16 protein-coding genes are annotated in these 15,927 nt (G+C 63.0%); 5 read left to right on the forward strand and 11 right to left on the reverse strand.

Annotated elements, in window-relative coordinates:
* Positions 1–60 precede the first annotated feature (60 nt).
* Positions 61–1,911: a flagellar hook-associated protein FlgK gene (gene flgK / locus ABJO61_RS15740; protein WP_348326548.1), complete on the forward strand. Its 1,851-nt coding sequence runs from the start codon at positions 61–63 to the stop codon at positions 1,909–1,911.
* Between the two features lie 5 nt (positions 1,912–1,916).
* Positions 1,917–3,410, forward strand: a complete 1,494-nt coding sequence (locus tag ABJO61_RS15745; protein WP_348326550.1) for a flagellin — start codon at positions 1,917–1,919, stop codon at positions 3,408–3,410.
* Here ABJO61_RS15745 and ABJO61_RS15750 read toward each other — a convergent pair.
* On the reverse strand, positions 3,407–4,099 hold the full coding sequence (locus ABJO61_RS15750) for a DUF4336 domain-containing protein (protein ID WP_348326552.1): 693 nt from the start codon (positions 4,097–4,099) through the stop codon (positions 3,407–3,409). The genes ABJO61_RS15745 and ABJO61_RS15750 overlap by 4 nt on opposite strands.
* A 189-nt stretch (positions 4,100–4,288) precedes the next feature.
* On the opposite strand from ABJO61_RS15750, the gene ABJO61_RS15755 reads away from it, so the two are divergent.
* Positions 4,289–5,080 carry an SDR family NAD(P)-dependent oxidoreductase gene (locus ABJO61_RS15755; protein ID WP_348326554.1) on the forward strand — a complete coding sequence of 264 codons (792 nt, stop codon included), beginning with the start codon at positions 4,289–4,291 and terminating at the stop codon, positions 5,078–5,080.
* Here ABJO61_RS15755 and flaF read toward each other — a convergent pair whose 3' ends face one another.
* The 8 genes from flaF to ABJO61_RS15795 form a co-directional block, all read right to left on the reverse strand.
* Positions 5,081–5,458, reverse strand: a complete 378-nt coding sequence (flaF, locus tag ABJO61_RS15760; protein ID WP_348326556.1) for a flagellar biosynthesis regulator FlaF — start codon at positions 5,456–5,458, stop codon at positions 5,081–5,083.
* Positions 5,442–5,834, reverse strand: a complete 393-nt coding sequence (gene flbT, locus ABJO61_RS15765) for a flagellar biosynthesis repressor FlbT (RefSeq protein WP_348326558.1) — start codon at positions 5,832–5,834, stop codon at positions 5,442–5,444. Before flbT ends, flaF begins: the two co-directional genes overlap by 17 nt.
* Before the next feature lie 162 nt (positions 5,835–5,996).
* Positions 5,997–7,136, reverse strand: coding sequence for a flagellin (locus tag ABJO61_RS15770; protein ID WP_348326560.1), 1,140 nt, complete (start codon positions 7,134–7,136; stop codon positions 5,997–5,999).
* Positions 7,137–7,329: 193 nt separating this feature from the next.
* Complete coding sequence (locus ABJO61_RS15775; protein ID WP_348326562.1) at positions 7,330–8,511, reverse strand: flagellin; 1,182 nt, start codon at positions 8,509–8,511, stop codon at positions 7,330–7,332.
* Between the two features lie 371 nt (positions 8,512–8,882).
* On the reverse strand, positions 8,883–10,496 hold the full coding sequence (locus tag ABJO61_RS15780) for a tetratricopeptide repeat protein (protein WP_348330764.1): 1,614 nt from the start codon (positions 10,494–10,496) through the stop codon (positions 8,883–8,885).
* A 106-nt stretch (positions 10,497–10,602) separates the two neighbouring features.
* Entirely contained in the window at positions 10,603–11,091 is a 489-nt protein-coding gene (locus ABJO61_RS15785) for a hypothetical protein (RefSeq protein ID WP_348329586.1), read from the reverse strand.
* Positions 11,088–11,426, reverse strand: a complete 339-nt coding sequence (locus ABJO61_RS15790) for a rod-binding protein (RefSeq protein WP_348329584.1) — start codon at positions 11,424–11,426, stop codon at positions 11,088–11,090. The genes ABJO61_RS15785 and ABJO61_RS15790 overlap by 4 nt, the downstream gene beginning before the upstream one ends.
* Entirely contained in the window at positions 11,426–12,562 is a 1,137-nt protein-coding gene (locus tag ABJO61_RS15795) for a flagellar basal body P-ring protein FlgI (protein ID WP_348329582.1), read from the reverse strand. The genes ABJO61_RS15790 and ABJO61_RS15795 overlap by 1 nt, the downstream gene beginning before the upstream one ends.
* Positions 12,563–12,868: 306 nt before the next feature.
* On the opposite strand from ABJO61_RS15795, the gene ABJO61_RS15800 reads away from it, so the two are divergent.
* Positions 12,869–13,303 (forward strand): flagellar assembly protein FliX, encoded by a 435-nt coding sequence (locus tag ABJO61_RS15800; protein WP_348329580.1) that lies wholly within the window; start codon positions 12,869–12,871, stop codon positions 13,301–13,303.
* A 330-nt stretch (positions 13,304–13,633) separates the two neighbouring features.
* Complete coding sequence (gene dksA, locus ABJO61_RS15805; protein ID WP_348329578.1) at positions 13,634–14,050, forward strand: RNA polymerase-binding protein DksA; 417 nt, start codon at positions 13,634–13,636, stop codon at positions 14,048–14,050.
* A gap of 97 nt (positions 14,051–14,147) precedes the next feature.
* On the opposite strand, the gene flgH is transcribed toward dksA, so the two are convergent.
* Together flgH and flgA are read right to left on the reverse strand one after the other, a co-directional pair.
* Positions 14,148–14,885, reverse strand: coding sequence for a flagellar basal body L-ring protein FlgH (gene flgH / locus ABJO61_RS15810; protein ID WP_348329576.1), 738 nt, complete (start codon positions 14,883–14,885; stop codon positions 14,148–14,150).
* A gap of 36 nt (positions 14,886–14,921) precedes the next feature.
* Entirely contained in the window at positions 14,922–15,905 is a 984-nt protein-coding gene (gene flgA, locus ABJO61_RS15815; protein ID WP_348329573.1) for a flagellar basal body P-ring formation chaperone FlgA, read from the reverse strand.
* Positions 15,906–15,927 lie beyond the last annotated feature (22 nt).

Raw genomic sequence — 15,927 nt, forward strand, 5'->3', positions numbered from 1 at the left:
CCGCGGCGGGGTTTACCCGCCGCGGCTCCGCAACAGGCAAGTCAGTCACCGGGTTTTCACATGAGCCTTTCCTCCGCACTCGGCGCCGCAATGAGCGGATTGAACGTCGCCCAGGCCGGGCTGGACGTTACGTCGCGAAATATCGCCAATGTCGGTACGCCGGGTTACACGCGCAAAGTACAGCAGCAGACGAATATGCTGGCGGGCGGCGAAGGCATCGGCGTGCGCCGCGAGGCGGCGCAGCGGCAGGTGGATGCCTTTCTGCAGCAGCAGCTTCGCACGTCTTCGGCAAGCTCGGCCTTTCTGAATGTGAAGTCGAGCATGTTGGGCCGGATCGATGCCGGGTTCGGCACACCGGATTCAAACAGCTCCATCGCCGGCGCAATCGGGTCGCTTTCCTCCATGCTGCAGGAATTGATCGACAACCCGGAATCGGAGTCTTCGCGCGCCTCCTTCCTGAACGAAGCGGACAATCTCGCCACGCAGCTCAACACCACTTCCGATACGATCCAGGAGATGCGGCTCGAAGCGGAGCGGAACATTGCCGCGGGCGTCGAGCAGGCGAATGCGCTGCTCAAGACCATCGCGAACGTCAACAACCAGATCGCATCGCGGCAGGCGGGCAACCTTTCCATTGGCGACCTGCAGGACCAGCGCGATATGGCCATCGACGAATTGTCGACGCTCATGGACGTGAAGGTCGTGAACCGCGACGACGGGACGGTGACGGTGTTCACGTCGGGCGGGCAATTGCTGCTCGACCGCACGCCGGTCGAACTGACCTTCGACGAACACACGCAGATGGACCCGACCTCGACCTATGAGAATGGCGGTGCCGGCACGATCCGGCTCGTGTCGGGTTCGACCTCGATCGACCTGATTGCCGCGGGCGCGATCCGCTCGGGCACACTGGCCGGCTATATCGAGATGCGCGACGAAATCCTGCCTGAAGCGCAGGCGCAGCTCGACGAACTGGCGGCGCAGCTTGCGCTCGCCCTGTCGGAAGAAACGGTTGAGAGCACGGATGCCACCGTTGGCGCCGCGACCGGCTATGACATCGATACCGCCGAAATGGTGCCGGGCAACACGATCAGCCTTTCCTATACGGTGGGCGGGGTTCAGCAGAATGTCACCATCGTCCGGGTGGACGATCCTTCGGTGCTGCCGCTCTCCGACACGGCGACGGCGGCGACCGGCGACACTGTGGTCGGCATCAACTTCAATCAGCCCATGGCCGGCATCATTGCAGACCTGCAGGCGGCGCTGCCGGGCGACGTCGCGGTGTCGAACACGTCCGGCAGCACGATCCGTTTCCTTGACGATGGCGCCGCGGGCAACAGCGACATCAACGCGGTGAGCGCGACGGTGACGCCTTCGGCACTGAGCGGCGGGGGCACCGGCCTGCCGCTTTTCACCGACGGCTCGAACGGCACGGTTTTTTCCAACAGCCTCGACGGCGCCGGGCAGAAGACGGGCTTTGCCTCGCGCATCAAGGTCAATGCGGAGCTGATCGCGGACGATACCAAGCTCGTCGCCTACGATACGGATGTGCCGATGGGCGACACGACGCGGCCGCTCGATCTTCTGGCGCGTCTGACCACGAATACGCGGACCTATGCTCCCGAGACGGGCATTGGCGGCAGCTCGACGCCCTTCAACGGCTCCATCGACGAATTCGCGCGCCGCATCGTTTCGTTCCAGTCAAGCCAGTCGGCGAATGCGGCACGCGACGCGGAAGCGCAGCAGGTGGTGACCTCCTCGTTGCAGGACCGTTTCGACGCGGAGACGGGCGTCAATATCGATGACGAAATGTCGAACCTGCTGCTGTTGCAGAATGCCTATTCGGCGAATGCGCGGGTCATGACGACCATTCAGGAACTCTTCACCGTGCTCATGAGCATCGGCAGGTAAAAATCATGCAGATTTCCACGCTTTCCCAGTCTCTTGCGCTGCGCAACTCGATCAACGACATGCGCGCCCAGTTCGATGACCTGCAGCGGCAGCTCTCGACGGGCCTGAAGACGGACTCCTATGCGAAGCTCGGCACGAACCGCAACACGGTTCTCTCGCTGACGCATCAGCTGGGCCAGCTTTCGACCTATACGAACACGATCGCAAAGTCGCAGATGCGCATCGAGGTGATGTCGACGTCGCTCAGCCGTGTGAACGATATCGTGAGCGAGACCAAGACCTCCATGGTGACCTCCGGCTTCGACCTGGTGAACGGCTCGCAGACGGGCGCGCAGGTGCAGGCGGCGATGAGCTTCGACGAAATGGTGAACCTGCTGAACCTGCAGGTGGAAGACCGCTACCTCTTTGGCGGCACGGAAACGCAGACAAGGCCGGTGGCGCTGCCCGACGAAATCCAGAATGGCAGCGGCGACGAGGCGGGCCTCAAGCAGTTCATCGACGAACGGGCGCAGGCCGATCTGGGGGCGGACGGGCTCGGGCGGCTGACGCTCGGCACGGCAGGCACGACCGTGACGCTGGCGGAAGATGCGGACCCGAGCGTCTTCGGCTTCAAGATCGCGGATGTGCAATCCACGCTCACCAATGCGAATGTGACGGGACCGGCGGGCTCTCCCGCGGGCGTCGATGTCGAGTTCACGGATGTGCCCGCAGCGGGCGGCAAGATCTCGTTCGAGCTCGATCTGCCGGATGGCACCTCGACCACGGTGACGCTGACAGCGACAACGAACAGCCCGCCGGAAGAAGGCGAGTTCACGATTGGCGGGGATGCCGCGACAACGAGCGCGAATTTCCAGGCGGCGCTCGACACCTCGCTCAAGCGCGAGGCGAATGTTTCGCTGAAGGCGGCCTCCGCGGTGGAAGCGGCTAACAACTTCTTCGATTATGAGGCGGGCGGTGTGCCGCAGCGCGTGGACGGGCCGCCCTTCGACAGCGCGACGGGCCTGCGGGACGCGACGGCGGACGATACCGTGTTCTGGTACAGCGGCGATCTCGGCCCGAATGCCGGCAAGGATTTCACAGCGCAGATCGATGACGGGCGTCAACTCAGCTATGGCGCGCGGGCGGACCAGGATTCGATACGCGATACGCTGAAGATGTCGGCGCTTCTCTCGGCGGTGGAGTATAACGATGCGGAGGATGCCGAGCAGCGTGACAGCTATCGCGAGCTGACGGCGCGGGCGGGGCAGGTGCTGAACTTCGAGGGTACGCAGTCCGTCGAAAGCATCGTCACCAATCTCGGCCTCGCCTCGGCGACGCTGGAGAATACGCAGAACCGGCACGACGCCACGATGGCGACGGCGAACGAGATTCTGGGCGATATCCAGAACGCGGACCCTTACGAGGTCGGCGTGAAGCTGACCACGCTGGAGACGCAGTTGCAGGCGAGCTACCAGGTGACGGCGATGCTTTCGCAGCTCTCGCTGGTGAACTTCATCTAGGACGGCTTCAGCCAGCGAAACGCCCGGCCGAGGAAGGCGCGGCCTTCCCCCGTGACGGGCGTGCCATGCGCCATCACCACATTTTGCGCAGGCCATGCGAGGATACGCGCAAGTGCGGCACGGGCGGCCAGGCGATCCCTGAAGGCGAGGCGGAACTTGCGCGGGACGGCGGGCTCCGGCCCCGTCATCAGATCGAGTTTCGCGACGAGGGCGCGCCAGCCCTTGAACCAGCCTTTGGCGAAATGCTGGATGAGATCGGTGAAGAGAACGGTGCCGCTCTTCACATGGAAGAAGACGACTTCATCCGCGATGGCATTTTTCATCACAACCTGATCGATTTCGCCCGCCCAGCCGGTGGAAGGTGTATCGCCGAGGATTTCATCGAAGGCGATGTCCTTGCGCTTTTCGGAGAGACCGGGTGCGGCGTGAAGTCTTGCCTCGGGCCAGGCGCTTTTCCATTCGGGAATGTAGAGGTGATGCAGCGTGTTCGGCGCGACGATGTGGCGAACGGGACCGAGCGCATCCAGCTGCGCATGCAAGGCGCCCGTCAGTTCGATCGGCGACCAGACAAAGAGGCTGCCATCGGCCAGGCGCATGACGGCCATGCGCAGGGGATAACGGAAACCCATGATCGCTTCGATGCCGGGCCCGTCAGCGATCCATATTTCATCGCCGAACTGCTGCAACATGTTTCGTTCCCCCATGACAGTAACGGGCGCTGCCGATGCGGGAAAGCTAGTGGGCGGGAGAGGGCCGCGCAAGCTCTCCCCGACGTCAAATCCCTCATGCGGGAGACATGATTGGCGGGCCAGAAAAATCAGGCCATGCTGCGCCCGGAAAAAGGCTATCGGCCAATAAAAACAGGGAGGGACACATTCATGAAACTCGACAGCTCCATATCGGCAGTGGTGACCGGCGGTGCATCGGGCCTCGGCAAGGCGACGGTGACAATGCTGCGCGGGCTCGGCGTGAAGGTCGCGATCTTCGACCTCAACAAGGAGAATGGCGAGCGCGTGGCGAAGGAGCTCGGCGCGCTTTATTGCGAGGTGAATGTGATGGACGAGGCCTCCGTCGATGCGGGCTTTGCCAAGGCGCGCGCGGAGAACGGGCAGGAGCGCTGCCTTGTGAATTGCGCGGGCGGGGGACGCGGCGGCAAGACGATCGCGCGCGACAAGAAGACGGGCGAGATCGTGCCGTTCAAGATTTCGGATTTCGAATATGTGCTGGGGCTCAATACGGTGGGCACGTTTCGCTGCATCGTGAAGAGCGCGGCGGGCATGGCGACGCTCGATCCGCTGGAGGGCGGCGAGCGCGGCGCCATCGTGAATACAGGTTCGGTCGCGGCGGAAGACGGGCAGGTCGGCCAGGTCGCCTATTCGGCGGCGAAAGCGGCGATCAAGGGCATGACGCTCACCATCGCGCGCGATCTCGCCCGCGAAGGCATCCGCATCAACACGATCCTGCCGGGGATCATGGCGACACCGCCCATGCTTGGCGTGAAGGACCGCGCGCCGCAGATCTTCGACAATCTCGCGGCATCGGTGCCTTTCCCGCCGCGGCTCGGCGATCCGTCTGAATATGCGGACCTTGCAACGACGATGCTCAGGAACGGCTATTTCAACGGGGAGACGGTGCGCCTCGACGGGGCCATCCGTATGCCGCCGCGCTGATCAGGCGCGCGTGTAGAGGCCGGCGGCGATCTCGCGATTGATCATGATGAGCGTGTCGAGGAGTTTCGGCTCCGGCTCGCGGGTCGCCTCGATCTCGCTCGTCCGCTTGAAGATGAAGACGGCGAGGTTGGCGATGTTCTGTTTGATCTCGCGGGGGAGGGGATGTTCCTTTTCCGCGGCGGAGGCGGCGAAGACCGTCCAGATGCGACGGTTGTAGGTAAGAGCGTCATAAAGCGCGGAGGCCGTTTCCGCTTCCCAGTTGTCGCGGATGCGCTGCAGCTGGCCTGCCGCCCGCGTCAGGATTGTCGCTTCGAACTCGCGCGGATCCTTCGGCGCCATGCGCGATGCGCTGGCATAGGCGTCATGTGGTTTTGACATTCTCCAACAGCCCTCGTTCGTACTCGATCAATTTTCGAGTTTCCTTGAGAGCTTTATATATTTCGCCAGTTAAGATTTTACTGTTGATGGCATCGATATAGGGCGCGGTGGAGGGCGCCGCCTGCATGACATCCTTAACGATCTGGAAGTAGAGATCGTGATGGGGACGGGGGTCGGCGGCGAGATACATCATTTGCACGATGAGATAGACGCGCTTGCAGGGCGTATCGGCATCGGCGGTCCGCAGAATGTCCTTTTCGCGAAGGATCGGCGAATCCCCTTCAATGAAGAGGCGCGTGCGCTGATCGTCATTGGTGATGACGCTGTCGCCCAGAATGAAGCGTTCGCCGGGCTTGAGTTCGACTTTGAGGGCCATGCTTGTTCGTCCTGACGGCGATTCTCTGCGGAAGGTGCGGCAGTCTAGCGCGATTTGGCCCCTTGGGGGAGCCGCCGCGGGGTTTGCGAATAAAGAAACGGCGGGAGCCGAAGTTCCCGCCGCCTGTTTTCTTCGTCCTGTCCGCCCGGAGGCGGAACCTCATTAGCGGATGAGGTTGAGGACGCTCTGTTCCGCCTGGTTGGCGAGAGACAGCGAGCTCTGAGCGAGCGACTGGCGGGTCTGCAGAGCGAGCAGGTTGGCCGCTTCCTCGTTCGTGTCGGCCAGCGTCAGGTCGCCCGCACCGCCTTCGAGAACGTTGATCAGGTTTTCAGTGAAATCCTGACGGTTCTGCACGACCGAGAGGTTCGCGCCGAAGGTCGAGGACTGCTTGCGGAGCGTCGACGTCGCGGTGTCGAGCAGGGCAAGGTCCGCGTCGATGTCGGAGAAGTCCGTGGAGTTGATGCCGAGACCTTCAGCGTTGTAGGTCACGCCCGTGATGTCGAGCTTGGACGAACCGGTCTCGTTGAACTTCACCGTCAGGCTGTCGCCGTTCAGCAGGTTGATGCCGTTGAAGCTGGCATCGGTCGCGAGCTGGTCGATCTGCGTGCGCAGGCCGTTGTAGTCGGTCGCGTAGGTCGAACGCGCTTCCGTCAGCGTTTCGCCGTTGTCGGAGTCGTCGTCGATGCCGAAGCCCGCGGCGCCCGTGGCAGCAGCCGTACCGGAGATCGTGAGATCTTCACCCGACTCGACCTCGAACGAGATGTCGCCGCCGTCGACCGTGACGGAAAGACCGGCAAGCGTGCCGCCCGCAGACGTGTAGTCAGCAAGCGCGCTTTCGATGGCAGCAGCCGAAGAAGCCGCCGTGGCGTAGGTCGCCGTGTCGAAAACAACATCGACGGCCGTCGCGGTGCCGATCTGGAAGCTGACCGTACGGGCACCGGCGGAACCGGCGATCGCGGCTGCTTCAGCCGTCGCGTCGAGCGTGGTCGCGGTGGCTTTCGCCTGGAGCGCCTGGTTGGCGACCGACTTGGCCTGGTCGACGAGCTTCTGGATGGCCTTGATGCCTTCGTCAGCCGCATTCAGCGTCTTAACGCCGAGGCTGAGCGAGTCCTGAATGGCGCTCAGGTCCGACGCACGGGAGTTCAGGCCGGCGGCGGTGAAGTAGGACTGCGGATTGTCGAGGGCGGAGGAGACTTTCAGGCCCGACGCGAGACGGCCCTGCGTCTGAGCCATGAGCTTCGCGGTGCCCTGCAGGGTCTGCAGGTTGGAACGCACGGCGCTGTTGATGACGATATCACCCATTGTAGTGTCCTTTCCTAGGAACGATAGCCACGGCTCTTCCTGAGCCATGACGAGAGCATGAGGGCGCTCTCGTTAAGAGGTGGTAAAAACCGCCGATTTTTTCGGAACTTTCTTGAAAAAAAGTCCGTGTGCCCCGTTAAGCAAAAAGGGCGGACCCGAAGGCCCGCCCTTTGAAATGCTTGAGAATTCAGAGTTAACCGAAGAGACGAAGCACACCCTGTTCCGCCTGGTTCGCGAGCGACAGGGCAGTGGTGCCGAGCTGCTGGCGGGTCTGCAGGGCGAGCATTTTTGCACCTTCTTCGTTCGTATCGGCGACCGTCAGTTCGGATGCACCGGACTCCAGCGTGTTGATGAGCGAGGAGGTGAAGTCCTGACGGATCTGCACCACGCCCAGGTTTGCGCCGAAGGTCGAGGACTGCTGGCGCAACACGCCGGTGGCGGCGTTGAGCGTGTCCACGAAGATCTGGATATCGGAATCGGCGGCAAAGCCGTGGTCGCCGGACTCGTTGGCGACCGCACCGATGTTGAGCAGGCCATCCGGCGTGAGGTCCACGCCTTCGATGTCGAGTTTCGAGGTCTGCTCATTGTTGAAGAAGACACTGAGCAGATCGCCCTTCAGAAGGTTCACGCCCTTGTAGCTGGCGTCGCTGGCGAGCTGTTCGATCTGTTCGCGCAGATTATTGAAATCGCTCTCGAACTTGTCGCGGTTCACACCGTTGGTCGCGGAGGTGTGGCTGCCAAGGAGGCCCGCAAGGCTGACCGGCGTACCGGCATTGTCGGCTTCGATGGAGAGCGCGCGACCATTGGCGGCGGAGAAGTCGAGCTGACCTTCGTCGTCGATGATCGCTTCAACCGGTTCGTCACCATTGAAGGTGGCAGCAACCCAGTCGATCATATCCTGAACCGTTGCGACCTCACCCGATGCGGCGCCGATATCGACTTCGGCTGTCACTTCGCCAACCGTGATGGTGAGCGTATTGCCGGTGGCGAGAGCGCCGAGGCCTGCGAGAGTGACACCGCCGGTCAACGGATCACCAGCGCGGTTGCCCGTGATGGTGGTGGGGTTGATCTTGGTTTCGAGCGCCTGGTTCGCGACTGCCTTCATGCTGTCCACGAGCTTGAGGATCGACTTGATGCCCTGATCGGCGGCTTCAAGCGTCTTCACACCCTGGCCCATCGAGTCGAGCAGGCCGTTCAGGTCGGAAGCGCGGTTATTGAGGCCCTGCGCCGTGAAGTAGGCGGTGGGGCTGTCGATCGCGCTGCGAACCTTCAAGCCCGTTGCGAGACGCAGCTGCGTTTCGTCCAGGAGCTTCGTTGTGTTCTGCATGCTGAGCAGGTTCGACCGGATTGCACCGGAAAGGACTACATCAGCCATTGTCTCTACCCTCCAGGGTTTGGCCCGACCGTCTCGTGACGGCACGGGCACTACACTCGGCGTTAATCATTAATTCGACGTAAACAACCCAAGGCTGTTTCGCGATTTGGTTGTCTGGAACCTTCTCCGGCTACCCGACATCCCTTCCGCCGCCGAACCGGGTGCATGAGCGGCTTCGCCTTCCTCTGCATCCGTCGATTGCTTCTGGCCCTGTATTCGCAAATGCCGGGCCAGTTTTAAAATGTATTGAATTCAATGACTTAGGTTGTTTGTGCCGGTGCGAGCTGGCAGGAAGTTCCATAGCAAGGGAAAGTTTTGCCGGGCAAGAAAGGCAGGTTTTACCCTTTGGGCCCGAGTAGATGCCGGGTGGCCTAGCCGGCGAGAAACTTCGTGACATCGCCGGTGACGCGCGTGGCAAGGGCGGCGCGGTCGGTCGAGCGGTCGATCGTGTAGCAACGCATGGTGGGGAACCAGGGCAGTCCGCCGGTGCCGAGCTTTGTCCAGATGCGCGGCTGGCCGTAGTGGAAACAGGGGCGGCCAAGCGCCGAACCCAGCATGAGCGGAAAGCTCGAGGGGCCAACGACGGCATCCATGCAGGCGGTCAGTGCGGCGACGCCTTCGAGGTCGCCGAACAGGTCGAGGTCCGGCATGCGGTGAAGGGTCAGGCCATGCTCGCGGGCAAGCGCTTCGGCCTCCTCATCCACATTTGTGTACTGAAGATTGACGACCGAGACGTTCTGCGCCTTGAAGAGCGGTATCCAGTCGGCCAGTGCGGTGTAGTTCGGCGCGCGAAGGTCGTTGACCTTGGCGGAGGTCCAGGCGATGCCGATCTTCGGGCCGGGGCCAAGGGTGGCGAGCCAGTCGCGGCAGGCGGCAAGGCGCTCGGGGTCCGGCTGAAGACCCGCAATATGATCGGGGAAGGTGTCGAGGCTGCGGCGGAGCTGCGCAGCGACGAGGCCTGCGGGCGCGGTGAGGTCGAAATCGACTTCGCCATAATTGCCGAGGCCGGTCGAGGCGAGGGTTTCGGCCCGCACCGTGGCTTCAGGCCAAGTACGCTGGTAGAGCGAGACGAGGCGGGCATCCGTCTCTATGATGACGTGGCCTGCGCGCGCGATCAGGTCCGCATAGCAGGTCGAGAAGATGAGATCGTCGCCCAGCCCCTGTTCGCGCCAGACCATGATGGTCTTGTCCTTGAGGTCTTCGCCCTCCCAGATGAGGCCGGGGAAGGGGCGGTAGGGCTTGCGTTCGCGGCAGGCAAAGCCGAAGCCATACATGTCCCAGCCCGCTTCCACCTGACCGAGCGTCAGCAGGGTGCGGGCGAGATTCCAGCGCGCGGCATCGCATTCGGGATCGAGGGTCAGGCTCCGGCGCAGAGCTTCCAGCGCATCCTCGAAGCGGCCCATGATTTCATAAAGCGCGGCAAGGTTCGTCCAGCTCTGCGATATGCGCGGGTCGATCTCGATGGCGCGCAGGTAGCAGGAGAGCGCTTCCTCGACGAGGCTGGTGCCTGTCAGGATTTTGCCGAGATTGCTGTAGGCGCGCGCAGCGTTCGGATTGACCTCAATGGCGCGCGAAAGCAGATCGACGGCTTCCTGCGTCTCGCCGAGATCGTTTTCGACATTCGCAAGATTGATGAGGACGGAGGTGTGGTCGGGATTGAGTTCCAGGGCGCGCCTGTAGACCGTACGGGCCTGATGGCGATAGCCGACCAGAGCACAGGCCGTGCCGAGATCGAAGAGGGATGCGGGATCGGCGGAGATGTTTTCAGCCGCACAATCAAGCAGTTCGAGGGCTTCCGGTGCGCGCTCCTGCGCGATCAGGCACTGGCAGATGCCGGTGAGAGCACCGATGTGGACCGGATTGGCGGCGAGCACCTTGCGGTAGCGTGCTTCGGCATCGGCAAAGCGGTCGCGCGACTGGAGCCGCTGGCCTTGCGCGAATTTCTTTTCGATTTCGCTGTCTTCGGCAATGCGCCGTTTGCTCAAGCCAGACATATCCGATTTACCCCCGCGGACCGGATTGGTCCGTTCCCGAACTGTTGTTCGTATCAATCGGCCTTTCTTGGTTACCGCACGGTTAACGTGCGGGCAATCAGGCGCGGGAGTCGAGGGTGAGGGAGCCGGTGCCTGCCGAAGATCCGGGACGGCGGGCGGATGCTGCGGCATTGGGGCCATAGCCGAGCGAGGGCGCGGTGCGCTCGCTCATGGCGTTTGCGACCATGCGGATGAGCCCTTCGGAGACGGATTTCGCCGCGGTGAGGGCTTCGCCGTTGAGGGCAAGCGCCTTGTCGAGTTCGGACATGGCCGATTTCAGGCGCGCGACGCGCTCCGAGGGCGCGCGGTCGAGAAGATTCCTGTGGCCGCGCACGGCCAGCACATCCATTGCGTAGTCATTGGCGAGGCGGGTTTTCTCCGGCTGGAGAGCGGCGATTTCCGTCTGGGCCCGGTCGTGCAGAAGTCCGGTTTCCTTGCGGATGACCGAGGTCAGATCCGAAGTGAGCGCGAGAAGCCGGTCCACGAGGGCGACGGGGGCCAGGGTTTCGGCGGGACTGCGGCGGGTTTCTGCCTGATGCGTGCTCACTGCGATACCTCCTGCATTTTCAGCATTTCACGATAGACGTCATCGGCAAGGCCGACGCCGCCCGACTTCGCCATCTGCTGGCCGTACTGATCGACGAGAAGCGAGCGGAACATGCTCTCGCCCTGTCCGCCGCCAAAGGGATTGTCCTCATTGTCGAGACCCTTGAACATGGACTGGAGGAGCGTCGAGACGAACTGCGCTTCGAACTGCTGCGCCGCTTCCCAGGCGCGCGGGTCGCGCTCACCCTCGGCGGCGGCCGCCTTCGCGGTGGCGCGGGCTTCGGCCTGAGCCGGGGAGAGGTGCATATAGGCGGGGAGGGCGGCGAGAGCGTCCATCACATCACCTCGATATCTGCCTGGAGGGCGCCGGAGGACTTGATCGCCTGAAGAATGGTGATCATGTCGCGGGGGCTGACGCCCAGCGTGTTCAGGCCGTCGACGAGTTCCTTCAGGGAGATACTGCCGTCGATGATGCCGAGCTGTTTGCCTTCTTCCTCGTCCACGTTCACGTCGGTGCGCGGCACGACAACCGTGTCGCCCTGGGTGGAGAAGGGTGAGGGCTGGCTGACCTGCGGCGTTTCGCTGACGGAGATGGTGAGATTGCCCTGCGCGATGGCGACCTTGCTGACGCGTACATCCTGGCCCATCACGATGACACCCGAGGCCTCGTCGATGACGACGCGGGCGATGAGATCGGGCTGCACACGGAGCTGTTCGATGTCGGTGAGGAGCGCCACGACGCCGCCGCGATAGGACGAGGGCACGCCGATCTCGACAATGCTGGAATTGTCCGCGCGGGCTGTCGGCGCACCCAGATAGGTGTTGATGGCGGTGGCGATGCGCTGGGCGGTCGTGAGGTCCGGGTTGCGGAGCGAAAGGCGGAGAGTGCGAAGATCGCCGAGGGCAAAGTCGATCTCGCGCTCGACGATGGCGCCGTTCGCGATGCGGCCATTCGTGGGCACGCCGCGCACGACGGAGGCGGCCTCGCCCTTGGCGGAGAAGCCGCCGGTGGCGAGCGAGCCCTGCGCCACGGCATAGACCTGACCATCCGCGCCCATGAGCGGGGTGACGAGGAGGACGCCGCCCTGGAGGTTGGTCGCGTCGCCCAGCGCGCTCACCGTTACGTCGATGCGGCTGCCCTGGGTGGAAAAGGCGGGAAGATTGGCGGAAACCATGACGGCGGCGACGTTGGCCGTCTTCATGTTGGTGCCGCGCGTGTTGACGCCGAGGCGTTCCAGCATGCCGGTCAGGCTCTGCTGGGTGAAGGGGGCGTTGCGAAGCGTGTCGCCCGTGCCGTTGAGGCCGACCACGAGGCCGTAGCCGACCAGCATGTTGTCGCGGATGCCTTCGACATCGACGATATCCTTGATGCGCGAGCTGGCATTTGCAGCGGGCGCGGAAAGCGCCATGAGGCAAGCACCGAGCAGGAGCGCGAGGAGAGTGCGAAGAGGAAAGGCGGTAAGCCGGAACATGAATCGACCGTTCAATCGCTTGCGATACGGCAGCTATCTAGCGAAAGCCATGCCATCAGGCTGGCGAGAGCGGGTTTCTTTCAAGTCATTGTTTTCGTTGGGTTTTGTTTTCAGGCGGCGGGCCGGCGGAGGCTGCCGGGAGGGGCCTTTGCGGAAGCTCCTGCCGCCTTCCGGCAAATCCTGCCGGGCTGGTGTGTGTCCCGTGTGATTAGGCTTAACGCGGATTTAAGACCTCCGGTCCATTTTGGAGAAAGAAGGCGGATATCCCGCCAGAGACCATCAGGATCGGGATCGGGGGCGACCCAGATGAAGATCGGCCAGACGAGATCGGCTTCCCAGTCGGGAACGGCGCGCGCCACCAGGGCAAGTTCCGGCGGCAGCGGTTTTGCGCCCAGCAGTGCATCCGGGGCGCGAGGTACGGCGGGGCTTTCGGGCCTGGCCTCTCTTGGCGCCGTCGACGCGCTACTAGCCCTTCAGGAAACACCCGTGAGCGACGATGCGCTCCACTCGCCGCGCCGCAAGGCGATCCGGCGGGGGGAGGAGATGCTCGACATACTGGACGACATCAAGCTCTCGCTTCTCATGGGACAACTGCCGAAATCCAAGCTTTCCCGCCTTCTTGCAGTGGTCGAGCGGCAGGGCAGCAGCTTCAACGATCCGCGGCTCGGCCAGGTTCTGGCCGAGATCGAGCTTCGTGCGAAGGTTGAGCTCGCGAAGTTCGGCACCTATACCAACGGCTAGCGGGCCCTTCGGCGCGGTTTTCGCAGGCGGAGCGGCGGATTTTACCTCGCCGGATTTCACAGATATTTCACCTGCCTGGCACTGGTTCGCCTGTTGAGAATCGTCAATGCCCTCCCTATACTCCGCGCGCTTCGGCGGGGCCCAGTGGAGCGAGTTTGGCATTTGAGTTTCGTCAGCGGCAAAGCCCGCATTGAAATGTCAAATTCAAAACTCCACTGATTTCATAGAACTGCCGATGGTCTTTCGTTGCCGACATTTGTTCGCGACCATGCGGGGCCGAGGAGAAAAATGCCGGAAACGGACCATCGGTGTCACAGAGAGATTGCCTAAATGGCCGTGCGTTTGCCCAAAGGCTATATGCCGTCAGAAGACGAACCGTTCATGAACAAGCGGCAGAAAGAGTATTTCCGCCGCAAGCTCGAGAAATGGAAAGAGGACATCCTCATCGAGAACCGTGAAACGCTGCAGCATCTTCAGGATGACTCGGTGCAGCACCCGGATCTCGCGGATCGGGCCTCTTCCGAGACCGAGCGTTCGCTTGAACTGCGGACCCGGGACCGTCAGCGCAAGCTCATCTCCAAGATCGACGCGGCGCTGCGCCGTCTCGACGAGGGGACTTACGGCTATTGCGAAGAGACGGGCGAGCCGATCAGCCTGAAGCGGCTCGATGCACGCCCGATCGCCACGCTATCCATCGAGGCGCAGGAACGCCACGAACGGCGCGAGAAAGTATATCGCGACGACTGAGCGGTTTTGCTGAGCCGGACGGAAATGAAAAACGCGGCCTCCGGTGACGGGGGCCGCGTTTTCCTTTTCGGCTTTTGGCTGGTGCTGCCGCCGGGCCTTAGAAAGGCATGATGATGTCGAAGAGCTGCTGGCCGTAGCGCGCTTGCTGCACATCGCTGATCTGGCCTTCGCCGCCATAGGAGATGCGGGCTTCCGCAATCTGCGTGTGCTGGACGGTGTTGATGTTGGAAATGTCTTCGGGGCGCACGATGCCGCTGACGAGGAGGTCGCGGACCTCATAGTTCACACGGACCTGCTGACGGCCGGCGATCACCATATTGCCGTTCGGAAGCACCTGGGTGACGACGGCGGCCACGGTGAGGTCGATCGTTTCCTTGCGGTCGACGGAGCCATCCCCCGAGCTTGAGCTGGTGCTGTCGAGATCGGCAAGGCTCGTATTGTCGACGGCATTCGGGAAGACCTTGCCGAGATAGGATTCGTAGCCGAACAGATTGTTCACGCCCGCGGATTCGGAATTCGAGCGGCTGCGCGTCGTCGTGTTGTTCACCTTGGCGCTGTCGGCCACGTTGATGAGGACGGTGAGAATGTCGCCGACGCGGGCGGCGCGCTGGTCGCGGAAGAAGGCGCGCGAGCCTGAGCGCCAGAGCGAGTTGGGCTGGTAGACGACTTCCTCGGCCGCCGGCATCGGCATGGCGACGGCGGGAAGCGGCGCCGCGATCGGCGAAAGGTCGGGTGCCTTGCCGATATTCGAGATGCGGTCGGCGGTGTTGCAGCCCGCAAGGACGGCAGCGAAAAGCGCGATAGCGGCGAGGCGGGGAAGGGAACTGACGAACATTTTTCTGGCCTTTACGGTCGGAACTGGCGTTACAGATCAGGAATTGCTGGCTTGCGCAGCAAGGCTTGCCGCACGGGCCGCGCCCGGTGCGTCGATGCGAACCATGTTCGGCCCTTCGACGACGCCCTGAATGGTGCGGTTGGAACGAGTGTTCACGACACTGACGACATCGCCGATGGCACCGCTTTCGAGAGCGCGGCCGCGCGCGGTGAGGGTGAGCGACCCGGAGATGAGGGTCACATCGACCTGCGCCCCTTTCTCGATAAGGATGGGCGGCTGCATGTCGGCGATGCGCATGGGCTCGCCGGCGCGGGCCGGGCGGCGAGGCGACATGCCGACGAGATGTTCGAGAGCGGTAACGATGTTCTGGCTGACGCGGTTCGAAGGCAGACGCACCCAGTCGATATCCTGCTGACGGACGATTTCGCCGGGCTGCATGTCGCGGACGAGAACGGGGACATCCGTCACCGGATAGGCGCGGCCCGTCACGCGGCGGAGCTGGCTCAGCATGTCGTTTGCGGGCGCGCGCAGGATCGCGGTGAAGGCGCCGCTGCGCTGATTGAAGGCGAGCTGCTCGACCTTGACGGACGGCTCGGCGCCGTCGGCGACCTGGATACCGGCCATGCCGTTTTCGAAATCGACCTGAAGCTGCGAAGAGGAGGGAAGCGCGGATGACTGCGCTTCGATGGCGCTGGCGATAACGGCGGCGACATCCATATCGGGAACCTGCGTTCCATTGCGGGCGACGACGACATGGGTAAGGCCCGCATCGTTGCGCCATTCGACGCCGTTGCGGCGCGCGGCAAGCGAGATGCGAGAGACGGAAATCTCGCCCCGTGCGCCGGGCGCGGGCGCATTGGCGACGGTAACGGCGGCGGCGTTGCCTGCATTGTCGAAGAGGTCGCCAAGCGTGACCGTGTCGCCCGTGACCGTGACGGCGGGGCGGAGTTCGGCCGCGCCCGCGGCGGTAATGGCGCTTGCGGCGAACAGCAGGGCGAGAGAGGCGATACGCTTGAACATGGCTCTATTCCTTGGTCCGTAA

It is taken from the genome of Parvibaculum sp. (genome assembly GCF_039973015.1).
In the GTDB taxonomy this organism is placed as follows: domain Bacteria; phylum Pseudomonadota; class Alphaproteobacteria; order Parvibaculales; family Parvibaculaceae; genus Parvibaculum.